The organism is Asaia prunellae JCM 25354 (genome assembly GCF_000613885.1).
Lineage (GTDB): Bacteria > Pseudomonadota > Alphaproteobacteria > Acetobacterales > Acetobacteraceae > Asaia > Asaia prunellae.
On sequence record NZ_BAJV01000012.1, the window covers coordinates 103,395 to 128,337 of the forward strand.

Below are 24,943 nucleotides of genomic sequence, written 5' to 3' on the forward strand. Positions count from 1 at the left end.
ATCTCTCTCATGTCACGTCTTGAAGATCTCTATAGCCATCTTCCCGATGCGCCGTCCGACAAGACCCTGGCCAAGGCCGATTTCGAAGCCCGTCACTGGAGCAGCGCCATTCCAGGCCCGCTCAAGCCGGGCACGGAAGAACACAAGCGGGCAGTGGCCGACATGTTCAGGGAGACGTTCAATCCTTACAAGCCTTCGGTCATAGAATGGCCGAGGCTGGACCCTGATACCCTGCATCGCATCACGTCCCTGCCAATCTGGGACATTGCGGTGCAGACCGAGGGTAAGGCGCGTCTGCGCATGGCGGCCTATGCCGACATGATCGATGATCCCGACATGAAGGACGCCCTGCGTCGCAATGCCTGGGAGGAGAACCGCCACAAGGAGGTGCTCTCCAAGCTGGTTGAGGCCTACAATATTCCGATGGCCCCCGAGCCGCCCTATATCGAGCCGAAAGACACGGAATGGGCCTATCTGGTCACCGGGTTTTCGGAATGCGTTGACAGCTTCTTCGCTTTCGGTCTCTTCGCACTCGCCGAGCGCGCTGGTCTGTTCCCGATGGAGCTGATCGAGACCTTCGAGCCAGTCATGCAGGAAGAGTGCCGTCACATCCTGCTTTTTGCCAACTGGCTGGCCTGGCATCGTGCCACCATGCGTGGTGGAAACGTCCGCTCTTTGAAGCGCGTGTTCTCGGTGTATGGGCTTTTCTGGCTTATGAACGTATGGATCTGGCGCGATCGATCGATGCCGAAGGTAATGAACATACGCAGGATAACAACTTCACCGTAACCGGCGCGAAGGAAATGACCGATATTGACATCAAGGTACCTGAGCTCATGCAGCTTTGCCTTGATGAAAATGACCGCCGTTTTTCGGGTTATGATCATCGCCTGTTGCGCCCCACCACCACGCCAAATCTCGTGAAGACCGGTCTGTTTGCCTATCGTCTGTGGGAAAAGGCTTCAGGTGCTGTGCGGTCACGTCTAGGTCACAAAGCACAGCATGCGCCTGCATGAGCATGATAGAACCCGGGTCAGAGGAACATAAGCGCTATTTCTGTCAGCAATTCATCGACACCCATCAGGTTTTCAATCCCGAAACCCTGCCCTGGCCCGAGCTGACAGAAGAAGAGCTGACCCGGCTTCGTGCAGTCCCTTTCTGGCAGGAAGTGTATCACACCGAACGCCGGGCGGGGGCTATTGTCGATGCTTTTACGCCTCAGATTATTGACCCTGAAGTAAAAGAAGCTGTTCGGCTCCAGGGTTATGAAGAGGCCCGTCACGCCGATCTGATTCGGGTCATGATCGAGCGTTATGGCCTCACGGCAGAAAAACAGCCAATTGAAAAATTTCCTGCCGATCTCGAGAAAGCCTTCATCGATTTTGGTTTCGGGGAATGTCTCGATGCCTTTCTCGGCTTTGGGGCTTTCAAGAGTGCGCGTCAGTCAAGATTTCTGCCTGAGAAGATGTTCGAGATCTTCGACATCCTGATGTTCGAGGAGACGCGTCATATCGTCTTCTTTATCAACTATATGGCATGGCGCGAAAAACGCCGTGGCCTTGGGCGTGCAAGGCGATCGTTCAAGTCGCTGCATTTCTACCTGCGCGCGCTTAGTCGCCTTCTTGGCATGGTGCGCCGTGGGCAGGAACCCAATGACGGGCGTGATTTTGCCGTGACCCAGACCAATCTCTTTCTCGACGGCTTTTCTTTCCGCGGCTTCGTCGAAGATTGCTACCGCGAAAATGCAAGGCGCATGACGGCCTTCGATCCGGGGTTGATGCAGCCCCGTTTGCTGCCGGGTATTGCCGATCTGGCCCTGAAAGGGCTTCGTGTATGGGATGCAGGGCGCAGTCTGGGAAAACCCGGCAGGGGCAGATCTGCCTGAGGTCCGGATGACGGGGCATACATTCACCTCTTGCGAACAATCACAAGCCTTGGCCTGCCATCGGACCACATGAGTAGTCAGTTGCAAACCTTGTCAGCCTGGCTGCGAGCCGTGTGCCGAAAGCATCATCACCATATTCGTCGCCGCATGATTTTTCTGGGTTCATGCGACGACAACTGATGTTTACACTCTGATAGATATTCTTTCTTCCGGGAACAGCTGACACGGTTCTGCATGATCAATCGCATAAGGACCGGATGCGAGAACATGTATGGATAACATCCTCAAAACATCAGCCGTGTCTGTTGTGAAAAGCGGCAATACAGCGCGCCCGGAAGTCCATCTCGAAAAAGCATTGTCCGGTTTCAGCCACCCTTCAGCCTCATTCATGAATGTTGCGACATTCACGGTTTCTATTTTGCTGGAGGAAAAAATCGTAATATCACCAATCAGCAGGCCAAGTTTGCGCCGATCATCCACATACGGTCCGATGACGTCGCTTGGTCGCCCGCTTCGGGAGCAAAGATAAAGCAGATTGGCTGAAGCTGGAATCTGGAATATCCAACGCTCACCGCATACACGTATCGGTCGAATAATTTCTTCCTGATCCGTTTCAATGTAAAAATCAGGGTCTGTTGCTGATACTGTAGCCTTCCGGGGTGTAATGCCTGCGCGTTTGGCGATTGCAGACCATATTGGCTCAACAAACGCACGGGTAACGTTCAGCGGCGCTGCCTGCTTTTTCAGCCCAGCTGCGTCCTGTACCGGTGGAAGGAACGATATTCTCCTGTCGGAAAAAATTCTGCGGTTTCCAGTATCCAGATAACTTTCACTCAGAATCCCGTTTGATCTGACAATGGAATGAGCCTCGGTTTCGAAGTGATGGTAGGTGTATTCCCTCAGAGTTGTATCGTGGAAAATACTGACTCCATTAACGAGCATTCGCGCTGGAATCAGGGCACCATCAATAAGGACGCAGTGTTCTGGTGTTATCAGAAGATCTTCTCTTGGCTCGGAAAATCCAAACGCTTCAGCCTTGATACGTATTGGAAACGACGTCAGTTCCGCATTTTCAGTTTCTTCAGACGAGACACTGCGCATCCCGGTCCAGATGATTTTCCGGGTTTTTTCCTTATCGCCTTCATATGCGGTGATGTAATCACCGATTTTGAGAGTTTCGACAGCCACCTCGCCTGACGGGGTACTGATCATTGTTCCTGACAGGAAACATACTGAAAAAACAGTACTCCCACTGCCATTATCGGAAAGATCATAACCATATTTCTGCACCCCGATAATATTGAGGTCCAATGCTGTTCCATCGCGCATTCTGAACCGGACTGTATCGGCATCAGGGTAGTCTACACCGATAATATTTGAGCGAGGTATATCCCTGAGCAATATGTGATCAGACAGTTTCGGGTCAGATCCCTTGAAGCCGGATATCACAACACTGGATTTTTCGCTTCCGGTCAGTGTCAGGGCCGTGTAGTCCTGACCGGAAGGTAAAACGACCGTTCCTCCCGCCTGAATATTTACTGTCGCTGATGCGCCAGCATCCAGTCGGGCCGCACCGGTTAACTTTCCACTGCTATCGATCTGGAGAGAGCCACCTGAGCCCACCCTGACGGGGCCGGCAAAAGTTCCACCTGAAACGATATCGACCAATCCTGCAGTGAGGATCGTGCCGCCTGAAGCAATGCCAGAAACAATGATTGTTCCTGCATAGGACCCGCCGGAAGTGGCGCTGAGCAGACCGCCTGAGGCCACGGTACCGCCGGACAGGAGGGTTCCGCTCTTCAGCAGAACAGCCCCGCCTGATAATATGGTAGAGTCAAAGGCCTTGGCACCTGACGTAAGGAGGTCTTGAGTCCCGCCAGAAGAAATATACGTTTCCCGGGCAGTTCCTGTGCCATAGACGAACTGCTTTGACTGGTTTTCGATATGAGTTGCAGTGGCTGTATCAGCGCCAGTCGAGAATGCGCTGTTGAACACGTTCAACCCCACATCCATCCAGCCAGCACTGGTCAATGTAACGTCTGTGGAATTACCACGAACAGCAATATAGCCTCCGTCCACCCGCGCGCCGGAAACGTCTGCTCCAGAGGCCACTTCCAATCGACCAGCGGCAGAATTTCCTGCCGGAATAAAACCCGATCCATAGACGCTGATATTGGTGGCACTTCCGCCACTCATAATCAGCTTGGCATTTTCGGAAATTTTTACCGTGTCGGCCAAGCCGCCGCCAGAGACAACCGTCCAGGCATTGGCACTCATTACGGAATTCGCGATTGTCCCCCCACTGGATATGGTCACACGCGTACCATTTAAGGCCGTGAGCTCAGAGAGAATTCCACCACTCAGAGCAACGCCGGATCCGTTATTGATCGTGACCCCTGCAGCGTTGCCATTTGATGCGAATACCGTCCCGCCGGCACTGACATATCCTGTTCCGCCGCTATGAATATTAGGATTAAATGCTGAAGTCCCACTCAAGACGGTCATAAGTCCACCGGCAAAAACCTCGGTGTTGTAGGCTTTTGCTCCGGCAGCCTGTAAATTCTGAAAGGCTCCGGATGAGACATAGGAATTGCTTGCTACACCCGTACCATAGACAAACTGATAACTACCACTTTCGATATGCGTATCGATAACCAGACCGTTTCCTGAGGCTCCAGCGTAATTAAGACCAACGTCCTGCCATCCGCGTCCTGTTATCGTGGTGTTTCTGGCTGTGGCCTGATCTCCAGCGACGGACATATACCCGCCACTGATAAATGAGTCGGTGACAAGCCCACCGCCACCCACAATAATGGATCCTTCAGAAACATTTCCGAAGCCGATCCCGAATGCAGAAAGCCGTACCCCTGTTCCTCCGGAGCTGACATATACCTGCCCCCCATTTCGCATAATATCAGCGTTACTCAGTGTAGCACCCGAGGAAATATAGATTTTATTATTGATTTGTACGTTTGCCATCGTCAGAGATCCGCCTTGTTTTCGAAATATGCTCAGCGATTTTTATTGATTGAGGCGAATTTCTCTTAATTAGGCAAATAGAAATAAATACAATAAAAATATGATACATGAACAAATTCACAATAAAAACAGTAATTTCATTTTCTGGCGTTTCGCTCTGCTATGGAAGCGATCTGCTTGCTTTGGGTATCTGATCAGCGCATAAGTTACGCATGCTGCAACCAGAAGTCGAAACGGAACGTGCCAGTGGCCATGTGATCGAAGAGCGGATCATTCACGCTGTGCTTTCAGGGCGGATTGCGCCTGGCGAGCGTTTTGGCGAAAAAGAAGTCGGGGATATCTTTGGCGTATCGCGCACATTGGTACGCGAAGCAATGATACGCCTCAGCAGTCGTGGTCTGGTCGATGTTTCACCACGCCGGGGGTGGTTCGTGATCGAACCTTCAGTAATCGAGGCGCGTGAGATCATCAATGCGCGGCGAGCCGTCGAGACCGGTTTGATCATGAATCATCACGCCATCTCTGCGGAAGCCATTACGCGTCTGAGAGCGCATCATCTGGCCCAGCAAACAGCCATTGCAGACCAGGATCTGGCCCGTCGCGCTTATCTGCTGGGAAATTTTCATGTGCATATGGCACATGTGCTGGGAAATTCTATTCTAGCAGATATTCTTGAAAATCTGACAGCACGTACTGTGCTCATTGCAGCCCTTTACCAGTCCGAGGCTGATGCCCAGCATTCCTGCGATGATCATGGTGCGCTGATCACCGCCATGGAGCGTGGTGACAAGGATGAGGCCATACGCATCACGCAGGATCATCTGGTGCATCTGGAGAGAGCCTTGAGGAATCGTGCCAGCAGCAATCGTCATACAGGATTGCGCAGTGCGCTTTGCACCGTATGAGAAAATCTGCCCTGTCTGACAGGGCAAACCGGATAATCAGAGCCGCCCGTCTATCGTAAATCCGAAAGCGCGAGGTTGCCCTATCTGTGCTTGCAGACCTGCCCAGTTGGTGCGGCCGCTATAAAGAATATTCTCATTCGTCAGGTTTTTTGTATAAAAACGGATCGTATAATGGCGTGTCCGGTAACCCAGATGGGCGTTGAGCACATTATAATCTCCCGCGATCACCCCGGTACCGCTTTCAACCTGGGAGGTATAGCTGCCTACACGGTTGAAGTTTGCTCCCATGAACAGACCATTATGAAAGCTTTTTTCCACCCCGATATTCAGTGTCGCCGATGGAGCATTACTGAATTTCTTGCCTTCAACTGAATGATAGGCTTCTGGCGCATTGAGAATTTTTGTGTCCAGCAGGCCGAGACCGCCAAAAACCTCAAGACTTTTCGTGACATGGTAGATCGCTTCAAGCTCCAGTCCCAGCTGCGCCCGTGAGGAATATTGACGAAGGTGTAGTTCAGGAGATCCTGATAATCATGATAGTCGTTATAAAAGAGATTGGTATTCAGACTTAGTGCCCGGTTGAGCAATTCAGTATGCCCTTCGAGTTCGTAGGTCGTCACGGTCTCCTTGCCGTATTGGTAATAGGTACCATTGTCCCAGTCGATAGCCCCGCCTCCCGGATTGTAACCACGACGTACGGTGAAGCTGGTGCTTGTGACTGGCGTAAAACGATAACTCAATCCGCCCTTGGGCAGAAACATGGTTGTGCCTGTATCGAGCGCGACCTTGCCCCATGAAAGGGCAACGTTGCGTGTTTGCTCCTCACGCTCCACGCGCGCGCCTGCGATCAGACTCAGTCCGCCGGTCAGATGCAGTGTGCCATCGAGATAGCCCGCATAGGTGCGTTCGGCATCGGGGCCGTTTACGCCCATATCAGACCGTATATTCTGATCCCGGTTGAAGTAATAAAAGCCGGCAACGCCATTCAGACGGCCCTGTGCAGGGGCAAGAACGATTCTGTCTTCAACCGTGTTGTTCTTTTCACGCAGGGCGAGGTGACCAAGACTGTTGGTGCTGCCAAGAGCATTACCCTGATGGAAAAGCGCATCATACCAGACATGACCATAGGTCAGCTCATTGGTCAGGGAGGGACTGATCCGATAGCTGGCGCGCAGACTTGCCTGATCAATGCTCGAATCCGAAATACGCGTATTCATATCCGGATTATCAAACCGGTATCGAAACAGATCCGGTCCTGCCGCGGTATAGAGATATTCACCATGCTGCTCGCGATGCCAGCCCATGAGAGTCACCTTGAGGTCGGGCAGGATTTTCGGTGTCCAGAGCAGTTTGCCCCGTACGGAAGTCTGACTTACCTCATGCGGGTTGAAGGGCCAGTTATCGCCTGGGTAGCGTATATAGCTATCGCCGCGTACGCCATCGCCTGTGATACGGAATGCCAGTTCGTCCTTGATGATCGGGCCAGAAAGTACCCCGGCAAAGACCCCTTTGCTGCCTGCGCTTTCATAACCCCCTCTGACACCAGCCTGCCAGTATTGTGTAGGCGCTTTCGAATTGAGAGTGATGGCGCCGCCAATCGCATTTCGACCTTGGGTCGTCGCTTGCGGACCACGGAGAACGCTGACCTGATCCATATCCCAGGTCCCGGCATCGACGTAACGCTGGCCGGAATAGGTTTCAGGGAGTCCGTCAATGATGGTGGCTGTTCTTGGTCGACTGCCGGACATCAGACTGAAGATGCCGCCTGCTGCACCCGACCCGGTCATTCCACGTATTGTGGGAATATCGGCAGCATTGCCGATCATGTTTGGTACCCGATTGACTACATCATAGAGCGACCGATATTCGCTGGCATCGAGATGGCGCAGGATTGTCGTGGCGCTGTTTGTATTCTGCAGTCGGTCAATTTTCTCACCAACGACAATGATTGTCTCGGCCGGATTGGGGCTCTCTTTTTCCTTTCTGATCCCGATCTGTTTTTTTGACTCTGTTGTCATGGATGACAGAGAGGTTTTCCGGGTTTCGTCTGCCCAGCTGGTTTCAGGCTGACAGATAAAACCTGTTGCAAGGGCAAGGCAGAAGAATCCGGTAGCAGATTCATTACGCCCCCGGGTCAGGCTGGTGTATCGGCGGATCATGGGAATAGAAGCCTTCGGAGTTTCCATATGATAATGATTATCATTATTATATGGAAGAAATCCAGGAAGTATCTTCGTGAAGCATTTCGATGCGAAAATGTGATTGTTGCGTTCAGGCCACAAATCAGGAGGGCAGCCTGTTGTCTGACAGTTCTGTATATAGGTAAAACCGGCCACTGACCGAGGAACTAACAGTTACAGTTCAGAGGGATGCGAAGCTATCCCGTCCTTATGACCCTATCGCTCGCTCGTCCCCAATCGATTGCTCCGTATGCAGTCTCTCTGTCACCGGAGTTTCTTCACCACCCTGCATTCGGTCAGGCGTTGCGTGTAGGTACGCGCGCTTCTCCGCTGGCTCTGGTTCAGGCACGGAGCTTCATGACCCAGCTCAGCCTGGCCCATCCGTTTATCGAACTGTTCGGGTCCCTGTGTGAAACGCCGATTTCCACACGTGGCGATCGGGACCAGGTGAGACGTCTGGCTGATATTGGTGGAAAAGGTCTGTTTTCAAAAGAAATTCATGAGTCATTGCGTGCTGGAACAATCGATTTTGCCGTTCATAGTCTCAAGGATCTCGAAACCTTTCTGCCTGATGACCTCGTTCTGGACTGCACACTGGAGCGTGAGGATCCGCGCGATGCACTGGTACTGCGCAATCGTGATGCTGTAGCCCAGACTGGGGAGCCGCTTGACTGTTTGCCGAAGGGAGCTGTGATTGGCTGTGCCTCTGTCCGTCGGCAGGCCCAGCTTCTGGCCCGTCGCCCGGATCTGCGTTTCTGTCTGATACGAGGCAATGTTCAGACCCGGCTGCGCAAGCTGGAAGAGGGAGCCTGTGATGCGACATTTCTTGCTCTGGCAGGGCTGAAACGTCTTGGTCTTGCTGATCGTGCTGATGTCATTTTCGACCCTGAGGAAATGCTTCCCGCCTGTGGCCAGGGTATCATCGGCATCACACTGAGGCGTCGCGACACCGGATTGCGCGCACTGGTAAAGACGATTGCGGACTCCACCACGCACCTGGCCGCCATTGCCGAGCGTACCTTGCTGGAAACACTCGATGGTTCCTGCCGCACGCCGATTGGTGGTTTCGCTCGCATAGAGAACGGGGATCTGGTGCTCCATGGTCTGATCGCGGCTGAAGACGGCAGCGTATTGGTAAGAAGAAAAATCAAAGGTTCCCCTGCTGATGCGGCCCGGCTGGGGGTGGAAATGGGCGTAATGCTGCGTCGGGATACACCGAGTGCAGTGTTCGAGCGCGTAATCGGTCAGCCCGGATGGTAAGGACTCTTCGGATAAAAGACAGGTTTTACCTGTTATAGATATAGAAACTATCGGTTTGATAAATAACGGGTAAAACCCTAGGACAGAACAACGATAGTGATCTTCGCAATCGAAATGGTCATTATAAATACTCATGGAGTAAATTGATGAAACTTCTGAAGATCGGCATGGCGGCACTGGTTGCCTCTACGACCCTCACCTCGATGCCTTCTTCCGCACGTGCGGATGGTATTGAAAAGCCACACGAGTTCTACTGGCCGACACGTTTAAGTCTGGCTCCTCTTCGTCTGCACGATGCACAATCGAATCCTTACGGTGCCGATTTCGATTATCCACGTTATTTCCAGAAGCTGGACCTGAATGCGGTCAAGGCTGATATCCGCAAGACGCTAACCCAGTCGCAGCCCTGGTGGCCTGCCGATTATGGCACCTATGCGCCATTCTTTGTGCGTATGGCTTGGCACGCGGCAGGTACCTATCGTGCCATGGATGGTCGTGGCGGTGAAGAAGGTGGTGAACAGCGTTTCGAACAGCTGAACAGCTGGCCCGATAACGCCAGCCTGGACAAGGCACGCCGTCTGCTCTGGCCAGTCAAGAAGAAGTATGGCCGCGATCTTTCATGGGGCGATCTGATGGTGCTGACAGGCAACGTTGCGCTCGAATCCATGGGCTTCAAGACCCTTGGCTATGCAGGCGGCCGCCCCGATGACTGGGAGTCAGAGCTGGTCTATTGGGGTCCGGGTACGCAGTTTGGTGCCTCGAACGTGGATTCCCAGATCAAGAAATCCAGTGTCGAGCCTGGTGGCCATCTGCCCAAGCCTCTGGCTTCGACCACCAAGGGTCTGATCTATGTAAATCCGGAAGGCCCGAATGGCGTGCCTGATCCGGCCGCCGCAGCCAGATGATCCGTCTTGCATTCGGCCGTATGGCATGAATGATGAGGAAACTGTGGCACTGATTGCTGGTGGTCACACTTTCGGCAAGGCACATGGTGCGGCCTCGGCAGCCAAATGTGTTGGCGATGCTCCTGCAGCCGCTCCTGTTGAGCAGCAGGGTCTGGGCTGGGCCAATCATTGCGTCAAGGGCAAGCTGAAGGCGACCGACGCCATCACCAGTGGACTTGAGGGTGCCTGGTCGGCTGATCCGATCCACTTCACGTCGCAATATCTCGATAATCTGCTCGGCCATGAATGGGTCAAGACGAAGAGCCCTGCCGGTGCCATCCAGTGGATGCCCAAGGATGCCGAGAATATCGTGCCGGATGCCAGTGATCCGAACAAGGCGCATCCGTTGATGATGTTCACAACTGATATCGCGCTCAAGACCGACCCGGCTTATCACGAGATCATCACGCGCTGGGCCGCTCATCCCGAGCAGTTTGCCGATGCCTTTGCTCATGCCTGGTTCAAGCTGACCCATCGCGATATGGGACCGAAGTCGCGTTATTTCGGATCTGAAGTTCCGGCTGCTGACTTCCTGTTTCAGGACCCGCTTCCCCATGCACAGGGTGCGGTCATCAACCAGGCTGATATTCGCGAGCTGAAGAAAGCCATTGCAGCTTCAGGTGTGTCTGAACGCGATCTGATCAAGACGGCCTGGGCCTCAGCTGCTTCTTTCCGGACCTCCGATCATCGCGGCGGTGCCAATGGCGCCCGTATCCGTCTGGCCCCCGAGAATGACTGGGCCGTGAATGATCCGGCAGATCTGAAGATCGTCCTGCCCAAGCTCGAAGCTGTGCAGCAGCACTTCAACAGCGCCAATCATCATGGTCGCAAGGTCTCTCTGGCTGACGTGATTGTGCTGGCAGGTAATGTCGGTGTTGAACAGGCTGCAAAGAAAGCCGGTGTAAATCTTGACCTGCCTTTCGCACCCGGTCGTGTGGATGCCGGGCCGGAGCAGACCGACAAGCAGAGCTTTGCCCTGCTGGAGCTGAGCGCTGATGCGTTCCGCAACTACTACCGTGCCGAACAGGATGAGAAATCGCCGACTGAAATGCTGGTCGATCGTGCCAGTAATCTTGATCTCTCCGTGCCGGAAATGACGGTACTTCTGGGTGGTCTGCGTGTGCTGGATATCAACACGGCTCATTCAGAACAGGGTGTTCTGACCACGCGTCCGGGCACGCTCAGCAATGACTTCTTCGTCAACCTGCTCGACATGTCCACACGCTGGGAAAAATCTGCCTCGCAGCCTGGCGTCTATGACGGTTTCGACCGCGAGACGAACAAGCAGCGCTGGACGGCCTCATCGGTTGATCTGGTCTTCGGTGCGAGTGCCGAACTGCGCGCTGTAGCCGAGGTCTATGCTTCGGACGACGCCAGGACCAAGTTCGTGAATGATTTTGCCAAGGCCTGGACCAAGGTCATGACGCTTGATCGTTTCGATTTGCATCGCAACTAAGTGTTCTGAATACGTAAAAACCGTCAGCCCTTGCGGGCTGGCGGGCCCAGGGAGAATCCTATGTCCAGAATGATCCGCGCTCTGGCGCTCTGCGCCACCATGATGCCCCTCGCGGCCCAGGCAGCGACAATTGATGTCAAGATGCTGTCTCATGCCTCCAACGGCAGCAGGGGGTTCGAGCCTGCAATCGTGCATATCCAGCCCGGTGATACGGTGCATTTCATCGCCAGTGATCCCGGTCATAACGCCCAGTCAATCACCGGTATGATTCCCGACGGCGCGACGCCTTTTGCGGGTCAGATGGGGCATGATCTGAGCGTCACATTCTCGAAGCCTGGTATTTACGGTTATAAATGCCTGCCACATTATTTTCTGGGCATGGTCGGTCTCGTCGTGGTCGACAAGCCTGTAAATGAAACGGCAGCAAAAGCGGTATCCCAGCCTGGCGCAGCAAAGATGCGTTTCGATCAGCTCTTTACCCAGCTCGATCATGGCTGAGGGAAGGGCGTCATGAAGCAGGAAGGCACACATTATACGCTTGCTGCCTCTTTGCTGCACTGGTCAATTGCAGCGTTGATCCTGACCCAGATTGGCCTCGGTCTGGTGATGGATCACCTGACGTTCGACGACATGTTGGCGTTTTCCCTGTTTCAAACCCATCGCGCTCTGGGTATCGCGACGCTTCTGCTTGTTGCGCTTCGGGTCATCTGGCGTCTTGGTCATAAACCACCAGCGCTTCCAAAGACTCTGGCACCGAGCGCAAGAAAACTGGCGTCATCGACGCATTTTCTGCTCTATGTCGGACAGATTCTTTCACCTCTGAGTGGCTGGGCTCTGGCTTCGGCATCGAGCCTTGCTTTGCCCCTGAGTCTTTTTGGCTTTTTTGACTGGCCACTCTTTCCTTTTCCCAGTGATGGCCGTTTCGAGGAACCACTTCGCACTCTACACCACTGGGCCGGCTGGATCCTGGCAGGGATCATCGCCGGACATATTGCGGCGGCTCTCTGGCACGGTCTGGTAAGAAAAGACGGTGTCTTCAGCCAGATACTTCCCCGGTCTGGAGCCGGAACACGATCCTGACTATCAAGTCAGGTCGTTGGCATAAAAACACACACGAAATCGGGATAAAAATGACCGTTTTATGTATTCGATAAAGTTTATGTGTGGAAATATGAAGTTTTTATAAACGGGTATTATAATCCATTTTGTTTTTGTAAGTGATCGCGCCTTATCAAGATCAAAAATCAATGGTGCGTGATGCGAAGACATATTCTGCTTTGTGGTTGTTTTCTTACCCAGGCGTTCTCCACAGCTCAGGCAGCAGCCCCTGATTCAAAATATGTCCCCTCAAAGCCGACGCACACGCACGCCAGATCTGTGGAAGAGAATGTGACCGTCTCTGCCAGACATCATGCGGCTGGTGGCGGTATGATGATTGCGCATACGACGCCTAAAACCATCAGCACACTGACGGCTGATTTCATTTCCAAACAATCACCGATGTCCACGCCGACAGGCTGATTGCCAATTTGCCTGGTGTAGTAGCTTCCAGTCAGGGACCGCTGACGGCCTCATTCGAATCTTTTCACATACGTGGTCTGGATCGTACGGAAATTGGCGTAACCCTTGAAGGTATTCCTGCGGCCAACCCCTTTACCTATAGTGTTTATACGCCTTCCATGGTGGACCCCGAGAACATGGGTTCAATCTCTGTCATGCAAGGCTCATCCGACATGAATGCGCCCGTCTATAACGCAGTGGGCGCTCAGCTTTCCATGACCATGCGTCGCCCTGCCACCCATCAGAACCTGTTCGTTCAGGCTTCTGGAGGCACGCATAGCCTGAACAAGGAGTTCCTGCGCTACGATACGGGAGAGATTGGCCATACTGGTGTGTATGGTTTTGTTTCGGGCTCCTATTCGAGCGGCAATCTCTGGCGCGGGCCTGGTTCGGTCAGTCGCTGGCATGTCGACGCAGCACTTACCAAAAGCTGGAATGCCAGCAGTGATTCAGAGGCGATTTTCGGCTATACGAAATCGGATCAGACATCATGGCTTTATCCGACACTGGGCCAGTGGCAGCACTATGGCGTGGGTTATAATGCCAACAAGGATCCGTCTTCACCCGGCTTCTACGAGATCAACAAGCGTAATACCGGCACGGTTTATGGGGCGCTGAAAAATCACTTCGAGTTCGATCATGGACTGTCGTTCGATGCTACAGCGTATGGCGTGGAGTTCAACGGGCCGTATTTCTCAGGCGCGACTGTACCGGTTTCGAATGGTTATATCGGCACGCAGCGTTACGATCATCTCGACGGTTATGCGCCTTCTTCTGCGAGTGTCAGAACCGTTATGCATCAGCCCTGGTTCACCCTTTCTTCCGGTCTCACTCTGGTGGGAAGCTGGAAAAAATCCTTCAACACACTCAGTCTTTCCTATTGGTATTCTTACGCCAACCAGTCTTCGAACCAGCGTTATTACCCGCTCAATCAGGCCGGACAATGGACGCGCTCGACAGGGTACCTCACGGCTAATGGTTTGCCGATCAATGAAGATCCTGAAAATGCTGTGCAGCAGAGCAATACCATTGCGCTAAAAGACCGGATCAGCCTGCTGCATGACCGCCTGATTTTCGAGGCAGCCCTCAAGACCGGCATGTTCAATCGGCAATACACGATGGATCTGCCAGGGGCGTCGCCCTATAAATCGGTCAGGAATGTTTTCATTCCTGCGCCACAAGTGACGATGAGCTACCGGTTTGCGCCAGCGCATCAGGTCTATATCAACGGGACGACCGGCTATCGCCTGCCAAGCAGTCTGAGTTCGCAGGTTTCGATGATCAGCCATTTTACCGGTCAGCCCACGAGCAAGCCTCTGGATCCTTACGAACCGGAATATATGATTGGTGAGGAAATCGGCTATCGCTATAGCGGGGTCATGATGGCGAATATCGCCTATTTTCACTACAACATGACCCATCATCAGATCACCAGCTCGATGTATCAGCCCGGTACGACAAACATGATCTCACAGATTATCGATGCGGGCGGTCAGCAAGCCGATGGCGTACAGCTGGAACTCGCAACCCGGCCCTGGCATCATTTGAGCGCTTATGCGTCAGGTCAGTACATGACGTCACGCATCGGCAACAACGTTTCCTATCAGGGTGATTATCTGCCGACGAAAGGCAAGCAGGAACCTGGAGCGCCCAAATTCCTGGCGACGGCCGGTCTCAGTTATGATGATGGCGCGAATTTCGGCACGTTCAATCTGCGTTACTCGGATGCGCAATATGCGACTCTCATGAATGATCAGAGCATTCCATCCTATATGACTGCGGATATTTCCATGGGGCGCAGATTGCCGAAAATCGGTCGCGTTTCGCCGAAACTGATGCTGAATCTGATCAATATTTCGGACCAGCATTACCTGTCAGGTGTTTACGGCTATACTGCAGCTGCAAATGCGCATCGAGGCGTTTATGGCAGCTCCCTGACCGGTGCCCAGCCGACCTATGATATTGGCTCGGGCTTTGCTGCTGTTGTCAGTATATCCGGTAATTACGAATGAATGCCGGCAAAGAAAAATCCATATAAAGGACGAATGTCTGATGGATGGTCTGGGTGCTGATCCACACAATTCTGTCAGAGGGTCGGGTTGAAAACAGTTCGAATGATTTCAGAAAAGCAGGATTTCCGGATTGACGAAATCCTGCTGAGATCGGGAGAATCTTCGACAGAGCTGTTGTGGCTGAAACAATAAAAAACTGAAATAACATAGTTTTTTTACACATACAAAATGATTCAATATAATAGATAATAAACTCCTTCTGATGTGACGGCTGAATATAATGGAAAATTTCCTTTCTTGTTCAAAGGCAAGGTCTTGGCGTCTTGCCGTGTTGGGCGGTTTTGCACTCTCCATTTCAGGTTGTGCAAGTATCGCTGAAATGTCTGGCAATGATACGAATTCACTGAACCTCAAGTCAGAACAACAATACGCCCAAATAGTCGACAATGCGTCGCAGAAGAATGCGCTTGTTACCAGTGGCGCCATGTACGATCAGGTTCGCCGGGTTCTGAGCCGCCTCGAGCCGATAGCTGATCAGCCAATACAACGGGCGTTCCTTTCAAGTGGCAGCTGGCATTGTTCCGGAGTAATGAAATCAATGCCTGGGTTATGCCTGGTGGCCGGGTGGGTGTTTATACGGGCCTGATACAGACGCTTCATCTTTCTGATGCTGAAGTGGCAGCCGTATTGGGGCATGAAATGATTCATGCTCTGGAAGAGCATTCGAAGGAGAAAGCAGGGCAACAGACTCTTTCAAGCCTGGCTACCGTGGCCATGAGTGCTTATGCGGGCAGTAATGCGGGAGCCCTCCTGGGAGCGGCTTCACAGATGGGAATAGGCTTGCCTTTTTCGCGCCGCCTTGAGACCAGAGCTGATCTGGGTGGTCTGATGATCATGGCGCAAGCCGGATATGATCCTCATGCGGCTATAAGCCTCTGGCAGAAAATGGCCTCTCTCAAGGGGCAGTCCAATACAGGGGGGCTGGCGCGTTTCCTGTCTGATCATCCTGAAGATGCTGAGCGTCAGAAAGCAATTGAAGCGGCGTTGCCCCGTGCTATGGCGCTTTATAATCAGGCACAGCATCCCGCCTGATCCGAACGCCTTTCAATGGTAAAAAAGGCTCTTTCCCATCGGGAAAGAGCCTCTTCATTTCAGGCATTGAAGAGTGCCGAGATGGCGGTCTGGGCATCCTTCTGGATCTGTTTCAGATGGGCTTCGCTGACGAAACTCTCGGCATAGATCTTGTAGACATCTTCCGTACCGGAAGGACGGGCGGCAAACCAGCCGTTCTCGGTCGTCACCTTCAGCCCGCCAATGGCAGCGTCGTTGCCGGGTGCGCGTGTCAGTGTGGCCGTTACCGGATCACCTGCCAGATGGGTCATGGAAAGATTTTCTGGCGTGAGTTTCGAAAGAATGGCTTTCTGCTCAGGGTTCGCAGCCGCGTCGATACGCTGATAGAAAGGGGCACCGAGTTCGGCTGTCAGCGCATGGTAATGTTCTGCCGGTGTCTTGCCGGTCACGGCAGTGATTTCGGCAGCCAGCAGACCAAGAATCAGGCCATCCTTGTCGGTTGACCAGACGCTGCCGTCACGACGCAGGAAGGAAGCGCCCGCGCTTTCCTCGCCACCAAAGCCAAGACTGCTTCATAGAGGCCATCGACGAACCATTTGAATCCGACAGGCACCTCCACCACATCGCGGCCAATCTTTCTCGCAACACGATCAATAAGAGCCGAACTGACCAGCGTCTTGCCGATTTTTGCGTTTTCGCTCCAGCCCTTGCGCTGGGTGAAGAGGTACCAGATCGCGACAGCCAGGTAATGATTGGGATTCATCAGCCCATCGGGGCGTGAGACAATGCCGTGGCGATCGGCGTCGGTATCGGTGGCAAAGGCAACGTCGAATTCGGAGCCCATACCAATCAGACGTGCCATGGCGTAGGGTGAGGAGCAATCCATGCGGATCTGCCCGTCCCAGTCTGCCGTCATGAAGCCGAAAGCGGGGTCGAGTTCGTTGCTGACGATTTTAGCTTTCAGACCGTATTTCCTGATGATGGCAGGCCAGTAATCGAGCGCTGCACCACCCAGCGGGTCAATGCCGATACGGATAGTCGACTGACGGATCGCATCCATATCAATCACGGCGCCAGATCATCCACATAAGGCGTGATGAAATCATGACCGCGCACGCAGTCGGCCTTTCGCGCTTCTTCATAGGGCAGGCGATGAACGTCTTTCAGACCGGCTGACAGAAAGGCATTGGCCTGATCCTGGATCACCTTGGTGATATCGGTATCGGCGGGACCACCATGGGGTGGATTATATTTGAAGCCACCATCGACCGGTGGATTATGCGACGGGGTAATCACCACCCCGTCAGCCAGCCCTTCACTGCGGCCTTTGTTATAGGTCAGGATAGCATGTGAGACGACAGGTGTCGGGGTGAAACGATCATTGCAGTCAATGCGGACTTCCACGCCATGCGCGGCAAAGACCTCGATGGCCGAACGCTGCGCCGGGCCGGAAAGTGCGTGGGAATCAATGCCGATAAAAAGCGGCCCGGTGATTCCTTTCTCATTTCGATAGCGGCAGATCGCCTCGCTGATGGCCAGAATATGATTTTCGTTGAAGCTGGTATGCAGTGATGAACCACGATGCCCGGATGTGCCAAAGGAAACGCGCTGCGTAGAAACAGTCGGGTCAGGCTTGCGGTTGTAATAGGCAGCGATCAGGGCCGGAATATCGGCCAGATCGGCTGCGGGCAGCGTCTTGCCGGCGAGGGGGCTGACAGTCGTCATGAAATCAAATCCTTGAACATGCGGGCATAAACCATGGCGTCAGGTGAAACCGCCTGAAGACATGAAGTCAATGTGTCAGGTCGGGTTGCCTGTGCTTTTGACGGTCTGTCAGGACGTCGGGAACAGTCAGATGTGATTTGTCACGAATGATTGATAACAACTTGTTATAAATCCGTTTTGGTCCTGATACTGTAGAATGGCGTTATGGAACGCGGCGCGTGTCGCAAGACCCATTCACAGGACAAGATGATGGACCTGAATCTCCCCCTCGCCCGTAGAGGGTTTTTGACTACAGCCCTGAGCGGTGTTGCCTGCGCTGCCCTGCCAGCCAGAGCGGCTTCAGAAGTGACCGTCAGCCCGCCAAGTGTGGTCAGCCAGCCTGCGCGCCAGTGGGGCAGTGCAGCCGGGCCTGCCTATTTTCCGGATCCGGATGTTCTGGCGCTCGACCCGTCTTTTAACGCCCTGACCTATTTCGCGGCGCCTATCAGACGAATCTGGGACAAGGGTGTCTGGACAGAGGGGCCGGCCTGGAGCAGCGAAGGGCGCTATCTTGTTTTCAGCGATGTCGTGCGGTCCAAGGCATTGCGCTATGTCTGGGAGACGGGCGAGGTGTCCGAATTCCGCCCTGACAGTTATTCCGCAAATGGCAATTGTTTTGATTATCAGGGGCGCCTGATTACCTGTGAAGATTTTTTCCGTCGTCTGGTACGCTTCGAGCATGACGGAAGTGTCACGGTTCTGGCCGACAAATTCGAAGGCAAGGGTCTGAACTCACCTAATGACGTGGTGGTTCATCCCGATGGAAGTATCTGGTTCACCGATCCCGGTTACGGGACCAATATCAGCGAGGGACATGCTGATGAACCGGGCGGTCCGACCAATCCCGATGGCAAAATCAAGTGGAAGATCGGCCGTGAACTGATTGGCGAGATCGGTGGCGTCAGACGTCAGCAGGATCATGTGTTCCGTCTTGCTCCCGATGGCACGCTCAAGGCTGTTCTGGCCGAAAAGGACATTACCTGCCCGAACGGTCTGGTCTTCTCTCCTGATTTCAAGAAGCTTTACATTGCTTCCACTCCGGCAGGACCGGGTCAGACCAAGGGGGGTGACCAGGCCATCCACGTTTATGATGTGCAGGGTGACAGCCTGACCAACGGGCGCGTTTTTGCAGATATGCGCCTGCATGGTGCACAGATGAACCTGACGGATTCCGGGCTGATGTCTATGGCAACCTCTGGTGCGGTGTAACTGGCCCTCTTGGTCTGTGTGGCGTTTTTGTTTTTAACCCGCTGGGTGTGCTGATCGGTCGTATCCGTCTTCCGCAGGGCTGCTCGAACCTGACTTTTGCCGGGCCGAAGCGTGATCATATCATTATGTGCGCTGGCAGTGCCTTGTTCATGCTTCAGGTTGGTGTGCAGGGTGCAGCCCCATCCTGATTCCTGCTTGAGAAATCCTGCCCCGTTTCCCCGTGCATAAAACCTCTCCGGGGCAGGATGCGTTCGGTCACAGTTCATTCCGAGAGGGGTATATCATGACAGCCATCGACGCATCGCAATCCGGTCATTTCTCCATTGGCGGAGATCTGAAGGTTGTTCGCCTCGGCTTCGGCGCCATGCGCATCACCGGTCAGGGTGTGTGGGGAGAACCGGAAAGCCGTGATCAGGCTCTTGCGACTCTCCGTCACACACGTGATCTGGGTATCACCCTTATTGATACGGCAGATTCCTATGGTCCGTTCGTGTCTGAAGATCTGATAAAAGAGGCGTTGTTTCCCTATAATGATCAGGTCATTGCCACCAAGGGAGGGTTGACCCGGCATGGTCCTGATATCTGGCGCCCGGTCGGTAATCCGGATTATCTCAGGCAGTGCGTATTGATGTCACTGCGTCGTCTCGGTGTTGCACGGATCGATCTGTGGCAGCTTCACCGGGTCGGGTCTGATTGTGCGCCCGAGATCCAGTTCGAGATAATTGCAAAAATGCGTGAAGAAGGCTGATACGTCATGTTGGCCTGTCCGAGGTTGACGTGCCGATGATTGAGCGGGCCAGCCGCTTCTTCCCGGTTGCAACCGTTCAGAACCGTTTCAATCTTGTCGATCGTAAATCCGAGGATGTTCTGGATTATTGCACCGAACGCAATATCGGTTTCATGCCATGGGCGCCTCTGGCTGCCGGTTCTCTTGCCCGGTCTGGAACGGTACTTGATACGATCGCAAAAGAGCGGGAGGTATCAGCCGGCCAGGTTGCTCTTGCATGGCTCTTGCATCGTTCCCCGGTCATGCTTCCCATCCCCGGAACCGGCAGTCCGTCTCATCTTGAAGACAATATGCGTGCAGCGGCGATCTCGTTAAACGCGGATGAGTGTGCGGCACTCGACAGGCAGGGGCGGGAAGTATGGGAAAAAGCGGACAAATAAGGCTTGTCCTGCCATGATTGCAGGGGGCGACGGGGACAACGGAGAATGGTAGAATACGCTTTATGATCAACGCCACCACCGCCCTTTCTTCCGCAGAGTTTTCCCTGATCTGGTTCTCTACCGCCTCGGGTGGCGGGGGTAGTACGCGTGTGCCGCTAGGGGGAGGAAGAAAGCCGACCGGGGGCGGTCAGTCTCCTCGTGGCCCCCGTTTTCGCCGGTGGCGGCAGGGTCTCGCGATTGCGGTCGGTGTTGTTCTGGTCGGGGTGGCCGGATCGGGATTGTTCATCTGGCATCAATATGAGCGCATTGCGTCCGATTTGCCGAGTGTCGATACGCTCAAGACGTACCAGCCGCCAACGGTCAGTCGGATTTACACCTCCGACGATCGGATCATGGCCGAACTCGCGGCAGAGCGAAGAATATATGTTCCGATCAATGCGATTCCGGAGCGGGTGAAAAATGCTTTTATCGCCCCCGAGGATCAGAACTTCTATACCCATGCCGGGCTGGATCCGCTTGCTATCCTTCGTGCAGAACTGACCAATCTCACCCATCGCAGCAAACGTGCATTGGGTGCATCGACCATTACCCAGCAAGTGGCGCGCAACATGCTGCTCAACAGCAATGCGCGTACGCTGGAACGCAAGGAAAAAGAAGCGCTTCTGGCGCTGCGTATCGAGCAGACGCTGAGCAAGAACAAGATTCTTGAGATCTATCTTAATGGTATCTATCTCGGGAATGGTGCCTATGGCGTTGCAGCGGCGGCACAAACCTATTTCAACAAGCCTCTCGACCAGCTGACGGATGCCGAGGCAGCGTTTCTGGGGGCGTTGCCCAAATCACCTGCCAACTACAATCCTTATCGCCATCCTGAACGTGCTATCGAGCGTCGGAACTGGGTGCTGGATCGTATGGCCGACATTCATGCCATCACCCGCGAAGCGGCTGATGCCGGTCAGAAAGAGCCGCTCATTCCACATGACGCCGTGCGTTTCGGGCCTTTGCCCAATGCCGAGTGGTTCGGCAGCGAAGTCCGTCGTCAGCTGATTGATCGTTATGGTCCCGACCGCGCCATGCAGGGCGGGCTTGAGGTTCATACGAGTCTTGATCGCAAACTGCAGGATGCGGCCACTCTCAATCTGAGACAGGGTCTCATGGAGTATGACCGTGCGCATAGTCGCTGGCGTGGCCCTGTTACCAGGCTGCATGAAGCGGGACTGGGCGATGGATGGCATACTGCCCTGAAAGAGGTCACGCCTCCCGCTGGCATGATCGATCAATGGCGTCTTGCGGTTCTTCTGAACCCTGCACAGGGTCGTGTAGGCTGGCTCTCCCATGGTGAAGCTCACGAAGGCCAGATCCTCCCCAAGGATCTCGGCTGGATGCGAAGTGGTAATGTATTGGCCGCGGGCGATGTGGTCATGATCGAGCCGCAGGCCGACTCAGAGCATGTTGCCATACGTCAGGTTCCGAAAGTCGAAGGTGCGCTTGTGAGCCTTGATGCCCGTACCGGGCGGGTTCTGGCCATGGTCGGTGGCTGGTCCTTCAAGGAATCCCAGTTCAACCGTGCGACACAGGCGCTGCGTCAGCCGGGATCCTCGTTCAAACCCTTCGTCTATCTTGATGCGATGGAGCAGGGGATTCCGCCTTCGGAAAAATTTGATGACGCACCTGTTTCCTATGGTGACTGGCATCCCAAGAACTACGAAAAGGATAACTGGGGACCAACGACGCTGCATGATGCGCTGCGCGAAAGCCGCAATCTCGTTACCATTCGTCTGGCAGCTCATCTTGGCATGAAATCGGTTGCTGATATGGCTATCTCGATTGGTCTGGTTGACCAGATGCCTCATGTGCTGCCTGCCGCACTTGGTGCCGTCGAGACGACCGTGCTGCGTGAGGCAGGGGCTTATGCCACCATCGCCAATGGCGGCAAACTGGTAACGCCCTCTCTCATTGATGCCGTGCTCGATCGGGATGGTACCGTGCTATGGCGGCCTGAGGGTATGGTCCTTGCCACCACCATGCAGGCTCCTGACCAGACAGCTACTGTCGCGGCTGCCACGCCTGCAGCACCTGCGTCCGACCCTGGCGCATCACCGGTCCCGGCATCTCCGGCGCAGCCATCTGTCACGACACCGGTTCCCGGTAGTGTGGAGGTGCCGGTCTTCAGGGATAACCGGCGTCAGGTCGCCAGTGCGGCCAGTGCCTATCAGATCACGGCAATGATGCAGGATGTCATCAAGCGTGGTACAGGCCAGGTCGCCGGAAAAGATATTACCCGTGAAATTGCAGGAAAGACAGGAACCAGCCAGGATTTCCGCGACGCATGGTTTGCGGGATTCACTCCTGATATTGTCACGGTTGTATGGATCGGGTTCGATACGCCCCAATCTCTGGGAAAAAACGAGACTGGTGCACGTATTGCCGGACCAATCTGGAACAGGTTCATGAAGATTGCGCTGGCAGATCGGCCAGAGCTCAAGTTCCGCGTGCCTGAAGGCGTAACCCTAGCTCGGTATGATACGGGGCGTCTGATGGCAGTTGATGGGTTCAAGGCCGATCAGGTGCCGGGTATGAGCATCGCGCTTCATGGCTTCGGAGCGGGTACGGAAGCTTTGACTGCCGCCGATACAGGGGCCGATCTGTATGATACGGAAACGGACATGGCTGGTGCCTCGAGTCAGGCAGATCTTGACAATTCCAGTGGTGAAAATTCGGGAGGTGCCAAGAAGCTTCAGGCTCCGAATGCACAACCCCCGGGTGACATCGGGATGGGCGGCCTTTATTGAGGCATAATTCATTTCAGGGAGCATGAAACAATGTCGGCCGAGACCGAGGCACTATCGGAGCAGATCAAGCAGTCGGTGGCACTGCTGAGGAGGCATCTTTGACTGGGATGCTGCACAGACACGGCTTGCGGAGCTCAATCACCGCGTAGAAGACCCCGATCTCTGGAACGATGCGGATGCCGCGCAGAAACTGATGCGTGAGCGGACGCTTCTGGCTACACAGATTGAAGGCGTCGAAAAAATCGAACGTGATACGGCCGATATGCTCGAACTTGTCGAACTGGCTGAGGAAGAGCAGGATCAGGATACCGTAGCAGAGGCTGTGGCGACGCTGCGCAAGCTGGCTGAGCAGGCCAATGCCCGTCAGATCGAAAGCCTTCTTTCAGGCGAGGCAGACAGCAACGACTGTTACATCGAGGTCAATGCAGGGGCTGGCGGCACTGAAGCCCAGGATTGGGCCGAGATGATCCTGCGTATGTACACGCGCTGGGCCGAACAGCGTGGCTACAAGGTCACGATGATGGAAACCAGCGAGGGCGAACAGGCTGGTATCAAATCCGCCACTCTGCTGGTGACCGGTGCCAATGCCTATGGCTGGCTCAAGACAGAAGCCGGCGTGCATCGTCTGGTGCGTATTTCGCCTTTTGACGCTGCGGCACGCCGTCAGACCTCGTTTGCTTCTGTATGGGTCTATCCTGTGGTCGATGATACGATCGAGATCGAGGTCAATGACAGCGATCTGAAGGTTGATACCTTCCGCGCGTCCGGCGCTGGCGGACAGCACGTCAACAAGACCGATTCGGCGATTCGTATAACGCATATCCCGACCGGTATTGTGGTGGCCTGTCAGACGGACCGCTCGCAGCATCGTAACCGGGCAACCGCCATGCAGATGCTCAAAGCACGGATGTATGAGGCCGAGCTACAGAAAAGGGAGGCTGCAGCAGCGCAGACCGAAGCTGCCAAGACTGATATCGGTTGGGGACATCAGATCCGATCCTATGTTCTTGCACCATATCAGCTGGTCAAGGATCTGCGAACGGGCGTGGAGAAAGGTAATCCAGACGCAGTGCTGGACGGGGCACTTGACGATTTCATGTCGGCTGCGCTGGCTCAACGTGTTGGCGCTACGCGTTCCGAGGCAAGTGCTACGGCCCAATAGGGTTGGAACACCATAAGGCGCTGAACCTCTTGCGACGCAGGACTTTCAGCGCCTTTCTATCGGTTTCATAAATATTACTCTTGCAGTGAATTAATGTTCCGTTTCACTGTGTCTCAAAGTGTCGATTCACCGGTCATGCAAAACATCGCAGTCTGGAAAATGGCATCGACAGAACGAAACCGACTTGACAGCAGTGCCCTACCTTTGCCCAATTTGCACGGGAGCCCTGCGTCAGGAGCATGGTAAACATTTCGGGATGTGTCGGCCAGACTGACGCCTGACCGGAACGCAAGTCGCATGGGGCGGTTGCGATAATTTCAAGTCGGTCCGCTCCTCTCGCAAGAGAGGTGTGGAGCACAGGACAAAGGGTTTGGAGTGACACAACCGATGAACTACGCCGAGCAGGAGCGACGCCCGACGAAGTACATCGTCGGCATCGCAATCGCTGTGCTCTTCCACATCGTGATCATCTATGCCTTGATCAACGGACTGGGTTCGAAAATCGTCGAGCAGTTCCATCCACCTATCAAGACGAAGATCATCACGGAGCCGAAGAAGCCACCGCCGCCACCGCCGCCGCCACCGCCGCCGCAGATG

General features: G+C 54.2%; 14 protein-coding genes and 6 pseudogenes. 15 read left to right on the forward strand and 5 right to left on the reverse strand.

The genetic code is table 11. From position 1 onward, the window contains the following. Positions 1 to 9 precede the first annotated feature (9 nt). Positions 10 to 1,016, forward strand: a pseudogene (locus tag JCM25354_RS18430) (ferritin-like domain-containing protein). After that, positions 1,013 to 1,885, forward strand: coding sequence for a hypothetical protein (locus tag JCM25354_RS11350; protein WP_025886106.1), 873 nt, complete (start codon positions 1,013 to 1,015; stop codon positions 1,883 to 1,885). The pseudogene JCM25354_RS18430 and the gene JCM25354_RS11350 overlap by 4 nt, the downstream one beginning before the upstream one ends. A gap of 183 nt (positions 1,886 to 2,068) precedes the next feature. On the opposite strand, the gene JCM25354_RS11355 is transcribed toward JCM25354_RS11350, so the two are convergent. After that, the gene (locus JCM25354_RS11355; RefSeq protein WP_025886107.1) at positions 2,069 to 4,864 is read right to left on the reverse strand and encodes a Hint domain-containing protein; all 2,796 of its coding nucleotides are present in this window, start codon (positions 4,862 to 4,864) and stop codon (positions 2,069 to 2,071) included. Positions 4,865 to 5,076: 212 nt separating this feature from the next. Between JCM25354_RS11355 and JCM25354_RS11360 the strand changes: the two genes are divergently transcribed. Then, positions 5,077 to 5,769 (forward strand): GntR family transcriptional regulator, encoded by a 693-nt coding sequence (locus tag JCM25354_RS11360; RefSeq protein ID WP_025886108.1) that lies wholly within the window; start codon positions 5,077 to 5,079, stop codon positions 5,767 to 5,769. A 36-nt stretch (positions 5,770 to 5,805) separates the two neighbouring features. Here JCM25354_RS11360 and JCM25354_RS23075 read toward each other — a convergent pair whose 3' ends face one another. Both JCM25354_RS23075 and JCM25354_RS11370 read right to left on the reverse strand, forming a co-directional pair. Further along, positions 5,806 to 6,087 (reverse strand): TonB-dependent receptor, encoded by a 282-nt coding sequence (locus tag JCM25354_RS23075; RefSeq protein ID WP_025886109.1) that lies wholly within the window; start codon positions 6,085 to 6,087, stop codon positions 5,806 to 5,808. Between the two features lie 8 nt (positions 6,088 to 6,095). Next, positions 6,096 to 7,928 (reverse strand): TonB-dependent receptor, encoded by a 1,833-nt coding sequence (locus tag JCM25354_RS11370; protein ID WP_159103490.1) that lies wholly within the window; start codon positions 7,926 to 7,928, stop codon positions 6,096 to 6,098. Between the two features lie 231 nt (positions 7,929 to 8,159). On the opposite strand from JCM25354_RS11370, the gene hemC reads away from it, so the two are divergent. From hemC to JCM25354_RS18440, 6 genes and pseudogenes are all read left to right on the forward strand, one after another. After that, positions 8,160 to 9,209 (forward strand): hydroxymethylbilane synthase, encoded by a 1,050-nt coding sequence (hemC, locus tag JCM25354_RS11375; protein ID WP_243444036.1) that lies wholly within the window; start codon positions 8,160 to 8,162, stop codon positions 9,207 to 9,209. A 167-nt stretch (positions 9,210 to 9,376) separates the two neighbouring features. Further along, positions 9,377 to 11,609, forward strand: a pseudogene (gene katG / locus JCM25354_RS18435) (catalase/peroxidase HPI). Positions 11,610 to 11,669: 60 nt separating this feature from the next. Beyond that, positions 11,670 to 12,107: a pseudoazurin gene (locus tag JCM25354_RS11385; RefSeq protein WP_025886112.1), complete on the forward strand. Its 438-nt coding sequence runs from the start codon at positions 11,670 to 11,672 to the stop codon at positions 12,105 to 12,107. A 12-nt stretch (positions 12,108 to 12,119) separates the two neighbouring features. Then, positions 12,120 to 12,689 (forward strand): cytochrome b, encoded by a 570-nt coding sequence (locus tag JCM25354_RS11390; RefSeq protein ID WP_025886113.1) that lies wholly within the window; start codon positions 12,120 to 12,122, stop codon positions 12,687 to 12,689. A gap of 309 nt (positions 12,690 to 12,998) precedes the next feature. Next, positions 12,999 to 13,130, forward strand: a complete 132-nt coding sequence (locus JCM25354_RS23080) for a hypothetical protein (protein ID WP_279379570.1) — start codon at positions 12,999 to 13,001, stop codon at positions 13,128 to 13,130. Positions 13,131 to 13,138: 8 nt separating this feature from the next. Beyond that, entirely contained in the window at positions 13,139 to 15,181 is a 2,043-nt protein-coding gene (locus tag JCM25354_RS18440) for a TonB-dependent receptor (protein ID WP_243444037.1), read from the forward strand. A gap of 415 nt (positions 15,182 to 15,596) precedes the next feature. Here JCM25354_RS18440 and JCM25354_RS23085 read toward each other — a convergent pair whose 3' ends face one another. After that, a complete protein-coding gene (locus tag JCM25354_RS23085) occupies positions 15,597 to 15,728 on the reverse strand; it encodes a hypothetical protein (protein WP_279379571.1) in 132 nt (43 codons plus the stop codon). Between the two features lie 23 nt (positions 15,729 to 15,751). On the opposite strand from JCM25354_RS23085, the gene JCM25354_RS21725 reads away from it, so the two are divergent. Then, on the forward strand, positions 15,752 to 16,273 hold the full coding sequence (locus JCM25354_RS21725; RefSeq protein WP_279379573.1) for a M48 family metallopeptidase: 522 nt from the start codon (positions 15,752 to 15,754) through the stop codon (positions 16,271 to 16,273). A gap of 59 nt (positions 16,274 to 16,332) precedes the next feature. Here the strand turns inward: JCM25354_RS21725 and pgm are convergent. Further along, positions 16,333 to 17,977, reverse strand: a pseudogene (pgm, locus tag JCM25354_RS18450) (phosphoglucomutase (alpha-D-glucose-1,6-bisphosphate-dependent)). A 249-nt stretch (positions 17,978 to 18,226) separates the two neighbouring features. Here pgm and JCM25354_RS18455 point away from each other — a divergent pair. The 5 genes and pseudogenes from JCM25354_RS18455 to JCM25354_RS11435 form a co-directional block, all read left to right on the forward strand. Beyond that, positions 18,227 to 19,413, forward strand: a pseudogene (locus JCM25354_RS18455) (SMP-30/gluconolactonase/LRE family protein). Between the two features lie 95 nt (positions 19,414 to 19,508). Continuing rightward, a pseudogene (locus JCM25354_RS18460) lies at positions 19,509 to 20,392 on the forward strand (aldo/keto reductase). Positions 20,393 to 20,454: 62 nt separating this feature from the next. Continuing rightward, positions 20,455 to 23,184, forward strand: a complete 2,730-nt coding sequence (locus JCM25354_RS11425) for a penicillin-binding protein 1A (RefSeq protein WP_025886115.1) — start codon at positions 20,455 to 20,457, stop codon at positions 23,182 to 23,184. 30 nt (positions 23,185 to 23,214) lie between these two features. Then, a protein-coding gene (gene prfB, locus JCM25354_RS11430) for a peptide chain release factor 2 (protein ID WP_148301497.1) occupies positions 23,215 to 24,346 on the forward strand; the annotation gives its coding sequence in 2 pieces (ribosomal slippage) (positions 23,215 to 23,283 and positions 23,285 to 24,346; 1,131 coding nt in all). A gap of 387 nt (positions 24,347 to 24,733) precedes the next feature. Beyond that, a pseudogene (locus JCM25354_RS11435) lies at positions 24,734 to 24,943 on the forward strand (energy transducer TonB); the annotation flags it as partial.

What these genes read in the sequence shown, in the direction of transcription:
- JCM25354_RS11350 (WP_025886106.1), top strand. Translation starts at nt 1,013, where the DNA reads ATGAGCATGATAGAACCCGGGTCAGAGGAACATAAGCGCTATTTCTGT.
- JCM25354_RS11355 (WP_025886107.1), bottom strand. Translation starts at nt 4,864, where the DNA reads ATGGCAAACGTACAAATCAATAATAAAATCTATATTTCCTCGGGTGCT.
- JCM25354_RS11360 (WP_025886108.1), top strand. Translation starts at nt 5,077, where the DNA reads ATGCTGCAACCAGAAGTCGAAACGGAACGTGCCAGTGGCCATGTGATC.
- JCM25354_RS11370 (WP_159103490.1), bottom strand. Translation starts at nt 7,928, where the DNA reads ATGATCCGCCGATACACCAGCCTGACCCGGGGGCGTAATGAATCTGCT.
- hemC (WP_243444036.1), top strand. Translation starts at nt 8,160, where the DNA reads ATGACCCTATCGCTCGCTCGTCCCCAATCGATTGCTCCGTATGCAGTC.
- JCM25354_RS11385 (WP_025886112.1), top strand. Translation starts at nt 11,670, where the DNA reads ATGTCCAGAATGATCCGCGCTCTGGCGCTCTGCGCCACCATGATGCCC.
- JCM25354_RS11390 (WP_025886113.1), top strand. Translation starts at nt 12,120, where the DNA reads ATGAAGCAGGAAGGCACACATTATACGCTTGCTGCCTCTTTGCTGCAC.
- JCM25354_RS11425 (WP_025886115.1), top strand. Translation starts at nt 20,455, where the DNA reads ATGATCAACGCCACCACCGCCCTTTCTTCCGCAGAGTTTTCCCTGATC.